We start from the raw sequence: 9,047 nt of genomic DNA, 5'->3' as shown, positions 1-9,047 counted from the left end.
CGCCTCGCCGCGGGCGCGGCGAGGTCGGCGAACAGCAGCGGGGCGAAGTCAGTCAACGAGCTCCTCCTCGGGCTCGTCGGCGGCGGCACGGCGGATCTCGATGGTGCCGTCGGCCTCCATCGCGCGCACGGCCTGCACGATCGCGGCGCGGGCTTCGTCGACCTGCGAGCGCCGCACGGCTCCGAGGTACCCGCGTTCGGCCTCGACGGCCTCGCGGTTGCGCTCGGACATGTTGCTCATGATGACCTCGACGAGTTCCGCCGGAGCCCCCTTGATGGCGAGCGCGAGCTGCGCCGGGTCGAGGCCGCGCAGCGCCTGCTGCACGTCGCGCGCCTCGAGCTTGGCGAGGTCCTCGAACGAGAACATCCGCGACCGCACCTCCTCGGCGAGCTCGGGGTCGCGCTCCTCGAGATCGGTCAGGATCGCGCGTTCGGTGGCGGCATCCGCGCCCTTGAGGATGTCGACGAGCGGCTGCACGCCGCCGGAGATCTCGTCCTTGTCGGGCAGCGCCCCGCTCGCGCGCACGAGCTGACGGAGGGTGTCGGCGAGGAGGGCGACCATGTCGGCATCCGCGGCTCCGGCGGCGCTGACCGCCTGGGCGACCTCCACCCGCACGGCCGGGCTCAGGCGCGACAGCACGCCCGACGAGGTGCGCGGCGAGAGATGGATGAGCAGCAGCGCGATCGTCGTCGGCATCTCGTCGGCGATGAGCACCGCGATCGCGGCCGGGTCGGCGGCGTCGAGGAACTCGAACGGACGCCCCGCCATCGACGAGGCGAGACGGCTGACCAGGGCGTTCGCCCGTTCCTCGCCGAAGGTCGCCTGGAGGAGATCCTCGGCGGCTTCGCGGCCGCCCCGGGTCGGGGTGCCGGCCGCGGCGGCGCGGCTGTGGAACTCGATCATCGCGGCGCCGGCGACGGCGTCGTCGATCGTCTTCAGCCGCGCGATCTGCTGCGCGAGCTCTTCGGCGACGTCCTCGTCGAGACGCCGGAGCACCTCGGCGGCGCGCTCGCGCGGGAGCTGCATGAGCACGAGCGCGGCCTTCTGGGAACCGCTGAATCCGCTGAGTCGTGAGGTCATCGGGCACCCGCCGGCTCATCCATCAGACGACGGAGGTACTCCGCGGTGCGCTGCGGGTCGGTGCGGGCGAGCGAGTCGACCGCGGCGCGCGCGCGCGACAGCTCGGTGTCGGGTTCCGGCGTCGGGGCGACGTCGGTCGCCGTGACCTGGGGCGGCGCGGCGAATCCGGCGACGACGGGCTGGTCGGCGAGGTCGTCGAGCAGGGGCCCGACGGGGGTGGCCGGCACCGGGCCGAGGTCGACCGAGGCGGGGCGACCACGCCGGCGGGAGCGGCCGAGCACGACGATGCCGATCACGAACACGAGCACGACGGAGCCGGCGATGATCGCGGTCTGGAGCAGCTCCTGGAACTGCGCCTGGGACTCGGCCTCCTTCGCGGCGTCGAGCGCGGCGCCCGCGGTCTCGGCGTTGGCGGCGGCGGCGAACGCGACGACCTCCACCGCGACGGCGTCTCCGCGCTCGGTGTCGATGCCGGCGGCGGCCGCGACGAGCTCCTCGATCTTGCTCGCCGAGATCCCCTCGGCCGCGGCTTCGTCGATCGCGATCGAGATGCTCTGCTTCACGAGCGTGCCGGCCGGGATGGTGCGCACCTCGGTGACCTTGTTGATGGCGTTCACGCGATCGGCCGTGGTGTTGCTGTAGCCGTCGTCGGTGGTCGTGCCGTCCGTCGCGGCGGCGTCGTTCGGCACCGCGATGTTGTCGGGGCCGAGCACGCCGGTCTGCTCCCCGTCCGCGGTCGCCCCCGAGCCGTAGATCTCCGCCGTCGTCGACTCCTGAAGCACGAGGTCGCCTTCCTCGGGGGCGCTGAACGTCTCCGAGGTCTGCTGGGCGGAGGCGGCGTCGACCTGCGCGCTCACCGCGACGGTGGCATTGCCGACGCCGACGATCTGGTCGAGCATCGTCTGGACGCGCTCGCGCACACTCGTCTCGTAGTCGCTCGCGGCCTGGTCGGCCGAACCCGAGGTCGTCGCGCTGAGCAGGGTGCCGTCGGCATCCACGACCGACACGTCCTCGACCGCGAGGCCGGGGACGCTCGACGACACGAGGTGCTGCACCGACATGATCTGGTCGACCGAGAGCGTGCGGCCCGACGCGGTCTCGAGGAACACCGCGGCGGTCGCCGGCGCCTGCTCGGCGACGAAGACCGACTCCTCGGGGAGCGCGAGCTGGACGCTGGCCGCGGTCACCCCGGAGAGGCCCTGGAGCGTGCGGGCGAGTTCGCCCTCGAGCGCTCGCTTGTAGGTCACGCTCTGCTGGAACTCGCTCGCCGTGACGCCCATCGAGTCCAGCAGCGCGTAGCCGCCCGACTCCGAGCCGGGCAGCCCGGCCGCGGCGGCGGCGATGCGCTGTGCGGCGACGTCCTGCTGCGGCACCATGATCGTGGTCCCTCCGTCGGCGAGCTCGTAGGCGACGTCCGCCGCCTCGAGCTGCTCGACGATCGCGCTCGCGTCCGCGCCCGGGAGGCCGGAATACAGGGGCACGTACTGCGGGCGGGTGATCCACGCGCCGACGGCGATCGCGCCGACCACCAGCACGGCGAGACCGATGAGCGCGAGGGTGCGCTGGGCGACGGTGAACTCGCGAAGGGCGTGGAGTGCGCGCTCGAGAGCGCCGCGGACCTGCGTGGGCATCAGGCTTGCATCCTCATGATCTCGGTGAAGGCTTCGACGCCCTTGTTCCGCACGGCCGCGACGAGCTCCAGGGTGACGGAGGCGCGGGCGGCGGCGATGGTGGCGTCGTGGATGTCGGTCAGGTCGCCGGTGACGGCCTTGATCGCGAGCCGACTGGACTCGCTCTGCGCGGCCGAGACGCCGTCGATCGCCGAGGTCAGCGCGTCGCCGAATGCGGTGCCGGCGATCGACTGCACGCCCGACGTTGCCGGGGTCAGGTAGGCGGTGGGGGCGACGGCGCCGACGCCGCCGATGCCGGTCACGAGCGGCCGATCTGGAGGCCGGCGAGGTAGGTCTCGCGGGCCCGGTCGACGACGGCCGCGTTGGCCGCGTACGCGCGCTGGGCGATGATGAGCGACGTCATCTGCTCGGCGAGATCGATGTCGGGCATCCGCACCATCCCGTCCGCGTCGGCGAGCGGGTTCGTCGGGTCGTAGGCGAGCCGGCCCTCCGCGTCGCCGTAGAGGTCGGCCTTCACGTAGACGCCAGAGGTGCCCTCGCCCGCCTCGATCTGCAGGTAGCGCGCCTGGAAGGCGGCTTCGTCGGTGCGGCGGGCGGTGTTGACGTTGGCGATGTTGTCGGAGATGGCGTCGAGCCACTTGCGGTTCGTCGAGAGGGCGGTGCCGGCGATGCCGATCGCGTCGAAGGTCATCTCAGCTCCACTTCAGGGCGGTGCGGATCGACGAGAACTGCCCGTCCATCGCGTTGGCGGCGAACTGGTAGCGCAGCACCGTGTCGATGTTCGAGAGCGTCTCGGTGTCGAGGTTGACGTTGCTGCCGTCCTGACGAGTGGGCTCGAGCGATCGGGCGGTCGTCGCGGTGACCGACCCGTTGCCGCGGGCGACGGAGTCGGCGAGGGCATCCTCGAAGGACACGCGCTGCGCCTGATAGCCGGCGGTGTTGACGTTCGCGATGTTGTTGGCGACCGCCCGCTGCCGTGCGGCGAGGCCGTCGAGGGCGCTGTTCAGCGCCTGGAACGTGACGGAGTCGAACACGGACGTTGCCCCTTTCGCACAAGGCGGTGGCGGCCGATCCGTGGCCGGGATGAGAGCTATCCGTGCTCAGATCCGACTGTCGGCGGCCCCACCAGGGGCGTAAGCGCCGGGCACGCCCCACTCCGGGGGCCACCGGTCGACGCCTCAGGCGATGCGGTCGAGATACACCGAGTCGGGAATGCGCACGGTGGCGGCCTTCGTCATCCCGATGTGTCGCGCGAGTTCGAGCCGGAGCCGCTCCAACTGCGCCATCGCGGCCTTCTGCGCCTCGAGGATGGCGAGGGCGCGACGGCGCTCGGAGTCGCTCAGCGGCCCCGGATCGCCCGTCGGGGTCAGGCCGGCGCGTTCGTCGGGCGAGAGCACGACCCCGGCTTCGGCGAGTTCCGCGGCGAGCAGATCGACCCGCGCCAGCTGCAGCTCGAAGTCCGCGAGGATCTCGAACCAGCGGGCGCCGGTGTCATCGGTCGCGTCATCAGGCGACGACGGCAATGGACTGCCCCCCGGTAGCTTCGGTCGCCGACGTCAGATTCTGTGCCGCGGCGAGCCACGCCCAGCGCAGCGGGCCGAGCAGGCTCGCGCATTCGCGGGTGAGGGCGACGTCGTGGCCGACGTTCGCCGCGATGAGCTGCTTGGTCAGATAGGCGTAGATCGCCAGGAGATCGGGCCCGCCCTTCCAGGCGGTGACGTCGAGCGATGAACTGAGCTCGGCGACGACGTCCTGCGCGTGCAGCAGGTTGGCGCTCGCCGCCGCCCACGAGCCGGAGAGCTGCGCGTCTTCGGCTCGGGCGAGATCGAGCAGCAGCCGGTCGTAGAGCATCGTGACGAGCTGCGCGGGGCTCGCGGAGAGCACGCTCTCCCGCAGGAAGTCGTTGCCGGACGGGTAGGTCACGTCGAGCTCCCCGAGGTCGTGGTGCTGAGCTGGGCACTGAGCCAGGACGACTGCGACTGGAGGGCCGACAGCGCGGTCTCCATCGAGGCGTAGACCGACTCGAGCCGGCTGCGACGGGTCGCGAGGCGGTCGTCCCAGTCGGCGATCTGCGACTGGAGGTCGGTGATCGAGCTCTGCTTGCTCGTGATGCGGGTCGTGATCGTGCCGTCGATCTTGTTCGAGGCCGCGTCGCCGACGTCGGCGATGCGCGCCGCGATGTCGGCGAGCATTCCCTGCGTCTTCGCCGGATCGGCGGCGAGCGCGGCGGCGAACTTGGTCGCGTCGAACTCGATCGATCCGGTGCGGGTGATGGTGATGCCGATCGTCGACGGCGACTCGCCGTCGACCGGATCCATGACCGCACGGCTGAGCGCCGCGCTGAGCGCGCGCACCTGCCCGTCGCCGGTGAAGGATCCCGCGCTCACGGCGGGCGAGCCGTCGGTGCCGGTCGTCGTCGTCACCGCCGACTTGGTGCGGATCGAGGTGAGGATGGCGTTGACCCCGGTGACGAGGTTCGTCGCGGCGTTCGTGGCGGTGGCGGTGCTGCGCGCGACCGAGAGCGTCACGGGCGAACTCTCGACCGCCGAGACGGTGATGTCGACGCCGGGCAGCAGGTCGGCGAACGCGTTGCTCGTCGAGGTGATCTCCTGCGCGGCGGAGGTGCCCGCCCAGAGCGTGACCGCGGCATCCTGGGCGGTGCTCACGGTCGCCGCACCGGGAGCCGCGAGCAGGTCGCTGGCGGTGCCGCCGGTGACGTCGGCGGCCGTCCCGTCGTAGAACGAGAACGCGCCGTCGGCTCCGGTCGCCCCGTTCAACTGCAGGCGGTACTTCGGGTCGCCGGTTCCCGAGTCGACCCCCGAGGCGACGAGGGTCGCGGTCACGCCCGTGCCGGCGGCGTTGATGTTGGCGGCGAGGTCGGCGAGGGACGCCCCGGCGGCGACCTCGGTCGTCGTCCCCGCGGCGTCAACGAGGGTGACGGTCGACCCGCCCGACCACGACGTCATCGCGGCGCTGACCGAGATCTGCGGCGTCGCGAGACGGTCGACGGTGAAGGTGAGGGAGCCGGGCGTCGCGGTGGCGTCGGCGGTGACCGCGACGCTGGAGGCGGACGACGAGGCGGTGACGCTGCGCAGCTTGTCGGGCGTCGACCACGAGGTGGCGTTGGCCGCGAGCGCCGCGACCGAGGAGTTGAGGGTCTGCAAGTCGGTCACCAGCTTCTGGCTGGTCGAGACCTTCGTCGACAGGATCCGCTGCGTGCCCGCCTCGGCGGAGATGAGGGCGTCGATGAGCGACGTCGTGTCGAGGCCGGAGACCAGGCCGTCGATTCCCAACGCCATGAGTGGATCCTTTTCGTGGAGCCGCGGAGCACCGCGGATGGAGCGGGGGTGCCGGTGTCCGGCCGGTCGCGCGAACGCGGCCGGCCGGACGCCGAACGGGTGTTACTGGAGCAGCTGCAGAACGCTCTGCGGAGCCGACTTCGCCTGCGCGAGCATGGCGACACCGGCCTGCGAGAGGATCTGCGCCCGCGTGAACTCGACCATCTCCGACGCCATGTCGGTGTCGCGGATGCGGCTCTCCGACGCGGTGAGGTTCTCGGTCGCGACGTTGATCGTGTTGATCGCCGACTCGAACCGGTTCTGAACCGCACCGAGGTTGGCACGCGCCGTCGAGACATCGCTGATCTGCTGATCGATCAGGGTGATCGAGGCCTGCGCGGCCGCGTGGCTGGAGAAGTCCAGGTCGGCCGCAGCGCCGGCGCCGGCGGTGTAGCCGGTTCCCGCGACGGTGACCGCAGCGCTGCCGATCTTCGAGCGAACGTCCAGGTCGCCGTCGGTGTTGACCGAGGCGACGAAGTTGTTCGAGAAGCCGGCGTCGCCGTTGAGGGCAGAAGCGACCTCGCCGACGTTGGTGTAGGTACCGGCGGTGCCCATGGCGACCGTCGAGACCACGCCACCCTGCGTGAAGGTCCAGTTGCCCGCGACGGTTCCGGCAGCGACAGCGCCGGTCCGCGTGTAGAGACCCGTGTTCAGGTTGTCGGCGATCGCGCTGACATCCGCGCCCGAGAGGTCGACGCCGATGGAGCTCGTCGAGTCGCCGTCGGCACCGATCTGGAAGTTCAGGGTGCCGGCGGTGCCGTCGAGGAGCTTCGTGCCGTTGAAGTTGGTCGACGCGGAAATGCGGTCGAGCTCCTCCACCAGCTGGGTCGCCTCGGTCGTGATGTTGGCACGAGCCTCGGTGTTGTTGGAGTCGTTGGCCGCCTGGACCGCGAGGTCGCGGAGACGCTGCAGGATCGAGTGAGTCTCGCCCAGCGCGCCTTCCGCGGTCTGCACGACCGAGATGCCGTCCTGCGCGTTGCGGGCGGCGACCTTCAGGCCTCCGACCTGCGAACGCAGGCCCTCCGAGATGGCGAGCCCGGCCGCATCGTCAGCCGCGCGGTTGATCCGGAGGCCGCTCGAGAGCTTCTCGAGCGACTTGTCCATGTTCGACTGCGTGGCGGACAGGTTGCGGTACGCGTTCAGCGCGCCGATGTTGGTGTTGATCTGCATACCCATTGTGATTCCTCCATGATGTGGGTGTGGTGCACCGGCCCATCCGTGGTCCGGTAACGAGGACTGTCGGTCGAGGGATGTTTTCCGTTAGCGGTCAGCCCGCGGCCCGGATCCCCACAACGGGGGACGTGGTCGCGGCCCGCAGGCGCGACGTGCCGAAGTCGGCGAGCGCGGCGAGGTAGGCGCTGCGGCGCGCCGGCGCGATCCGGGATGAGGGTTCGACGGGAGCATCCCCCTCATCGCCGTAGTGGGTGGCGATGCCGTCCTTGAGCAGGCGCATCGCCTCCGAGCGCATCTGCGAGACCGCCGAGTGGGTGATCCCCATCTCCGCCGCCAGCTCCGTGACGCTGCGGTCCGCGAAGAAGATCTGCTCGACGAGGTAGCGCATCTTCTCGGGCAGAGCCTCGACGGCCGCCCGCACGAACGCGGTGCGCTCGCCGTCGATCATCGAGTCCTCCGGGCTCGCGATCTGCGCGGCGACGGTGTCGGTGACGTGCTCGTCGAGCGCGGTGGTGACGGTGCCGGCGTCGTCGAGCGCGGCGCGGGCCGTGGCGTTGTCGACGCCGAGGGCCTGACTCAGTTCGCCGACCTCGGGGGTGCGACCGAGCGCGCGAGTGAGGGTCTCCTGCACCGCGAGGGTCTCCTTGATGCGGGTGCGCATCGTGCGGGTGGCCCAGTCGGCGCTGCGCATCTCGTCGGCGATCGCGCCGGTGATCCGGCGGCGGGCGTAGGCGCCGAACGGCACGCCCCGCTCGGGGTCGAAGGAGTCGGCGGCCATCACGAGCCCGAGCGACGCGGCCGAGGCCAGGTCGTCGCGCGACAGGTGCGTGGCGCGGCCCCAGATCTCGGAGACGAGATAGCCGACGAGCGGCAGGTTGTCGATGATGAGTTGATCCCGCGCGGTTCGGCGCATGGTGGTCCCCCCCCAGGAAGCACAGATGGGTGCCGGGGTTCGGGCGCCCCTATTCGGGTTGGGTCGCCTGCGTCGGACATCATCCATTCCCAGCATCCCGGTGGACCCCCAGCGAGTCCGCCGGAACTCGAGGTCCGACACCCGAACGAAAGCAGGGTTGTCTACCCCCTTGCTACCCCCCACTCCGGGCGGGCCCCCAATGGGGGAGTCGGCAGGGGTACAGGCCATTCGCAGGTACGAACACCAACGTTCGCCTTACGGTTCCGGGTCGTCTGCCGAAAGTGAGCCGTGAAGAGAGGAGGGCGCAATGGGTGCCCAGGAGCTGTCCACACTGCTCTGGCGTGAACGCGAGCTTCTCGAGCTCCTGCAGTTCAAGCTCGAGGAGGAGCGACTGCTGCTCACGGCCGGCAAATCGCGCTGGCTGCCCTTCGCGACCCGCGAGGTCGAGCAGGTGCTCGACCGCCTCCGCGCCTCGGGGCTGGAGCGCACGATCGCCGCCGGCGACGTCGCCGACGAGTGGAACGCCGCGGAGCACACCTTGGGCTCGATCATCGCCGCCGCCCCCACATCTGCTTGGCGTGAGACCTTCGAGGCCCACCAACGCGCCCTCACCGATCTCACAACCCAGATCGCGGAGGTGCGTGACGCCAACGTGCAGTACCTCCGGGCCGCGACCCAGTCCACACAGGAGACCCTCGCCTCCCTCGACCTCACTTCCGGGCTCTACGACGCCCGGGGCGGAGCGGCCACCGACGTGGCCCCCGGACGCATCCTCGACGGGGAGGGCTGATGGCCAGCACCTTCGGCCTGCTGTCGACCGCCGCCTCGGGCCTTCGGGCTGCCCGGGCGGGCATGGATGTCGTCGGCCAGAACATCGCCAACCTCAACACAGCGGGGTACACCCGCCAGCGC

The 9,047-nt window shown here is 71.1% G+C and carries 12 protein-coding genes; 2 read left to right on the top strand and 10 right to left on the bottom strand.

Going from position 1 to position 9,047, the window contains the following annotated elements:
- Positions 1-48: 48 nt before the first annotated feature.
- The 10 genes from fliG to ACILQS_RS13625 all read right to left on the bottom strand — a co-directional run bounded on the left by fliG (position 49) and on the right by ACILQS_RS13625 (position 8,135).
- Positions 49-1,080: a flagellar motor switch protein FliG gene (gene fliG, locus ACILQS_RS13670; protein ID WP_395640682.1), complete on the bottom strand. Its 1,032-nt coding sequence runs from the start codon at positions 1,078-1,080 to the stop codon at positions 49-51.
- Positions 1,077-2,711 carry a flagellar basal-body MS-ring/collar protein FliF gene (fliF, locus tag ACILQS_RS13665; protein ID WP_395640681.1) on the bottom strand — a complete coding sequence of 545 codons (1,635 nt, stop codon included), beginning with the start codon at positions 2,709-2,711 and terminating at the stop codon, positions 1,077-1,079. Before fliF ends, fliG begins: the two co-directional genes overlap by 4 nt.
- Complete coding sequence (fliE, locus tag ACILQS_RS13660; RefSeq protein WP_395640680.1) at positions 2,711-3,013, bottom strand: flagellar hook-basal body complex protein FliE; 303 nt, start codon at positions 3,011-3,013, stop codon at positions 2,711-2,713. Before fliE ends, fliF begins: the two co-directional genes overlap by 1 nt.
- Complete coding sequence (locus ACILQS_RS13655) at positions 3,010-3,402, bottom strand: flagellar basal body rod protein FlgC (protein ID WP_395640679.1); 393 nt, start codon at positions 3,400-3,402, stop codon at positions 3,010-3,012. The genes fliE and ACILQS_RS13655 overlap by 4 nt, the downstream gene beginning before the upstream one ends.
- Position 3,403: 1 nt before the next feature.
- Positions 3,404-3,745, bottom strand: a complete 342-nt coding sequence (gene flgB, locus ACILQS_RS13650) for a flagellar basal body rod protein FlgB (protein ID WP_395640678.1) — start codon at positions 3,743-3,745, stop codon at positions 3,404-3,406.
- Between the two features lie 144 nt (positions 3,746-3,889).
- Positions 3,890-4,234 carry a hypothetical protein gene (locus ACILQS_RS13645; RefSeq protein WP_395640677.1) on the bottom strand — a complete coding sequence of 115 codons (345 nt, stop codon included), beginning with the start codon at positions 4,232-4,234 and terminating at the stop codon, positions 3,890-3,892.
- Entirely contained in the window at positions 4,218-4,634 is a 417-nt protein-coding gene (gene fliS, locus ACILQS_RS13640; RefSeq protein WP_395640676.1) for a flagellar export chaperone FliS, read from the bottom strand. The genes ACILQS_RS13645 and fliS overlap by 17 nt, the downstream gene beginning before the upstream one ends.
- A complete protein-coding gene (fliD, locus tag ACILQS_RS13635; protein WP_395640675.1) occupies positions 4,631-6,010 on the bottom strand; it encodes a flagellar filament capping protein FliD in 1,380 nt (459 codons plus the stop codon). Before fliD ends, fliS begins: the two co-directional genes overlap by 4 nt.
- Positions 6,011-6,112: 102 nt before the next feature.
- Positions 6,113-7,225 carry a flagellin gene (locus ACILQS_RS13630; protein WP_395640674.1) on the bottom strand — a complete coding sequence of 371 codons (1,113 nt, stop codon included), beginning with the start codon at positions 7,223-7,225 and terminating at the stop codon, positions 6,113-6,115.
- Between the two features lie 91 nt (positions 7,226-7,316).
- Positions 7,317-8,135, bottom strand: coding sequence for a sigma-70 family RNA polymerase sigma factor (locus ACILQS_RS13625; protein WP_395640673.1), 819 nt, complete (start codon positions 8,133-8,135; stop codon positions 7,317-7,319).
- A gap of 307 nt (positions 8,136-8,442) precedes the next feature.
- Here ACILQS_RS13625 and ACILQS_RS13620 point away from each other — a divergent pair, with 307 nt between their 5' ends.
- On the top strand, positions 8,443-8,925 hold the full coding sequence (locus ACILQS_RS13620; RefSeq protein WP_395640672.1) for a flagellar protein FlgN: 483 nt from the start codon (positions 8,443-8,445) through the stop codon (positions 8,923-8,925).
- On the top strand, positions 8,925-9,047 hold a 123-nt coding region (locus ACILQS_RS13615), incomplete at its 3' end, for a flagellar basal body protein (protein ID WP_395640683.1). The genes ACILQS_RS13620 and ACILQS_RS13615, both read left to right, overlap by 1 nt.

It is taken from the genome of Pseudolysinimonas sp., from assembly GCF_044239695.1.
Taxonomy (GTDB): Bacteria; Actinomycetota; Actinomycetes; order Actinomycetales; family Microbacteriaceae; genus Pseudolysinimonas_A.
Note: the sequence above shows the minus strand (reverse complement) of the source record. Positions and strands in the feature narration are given on the sequence as shown.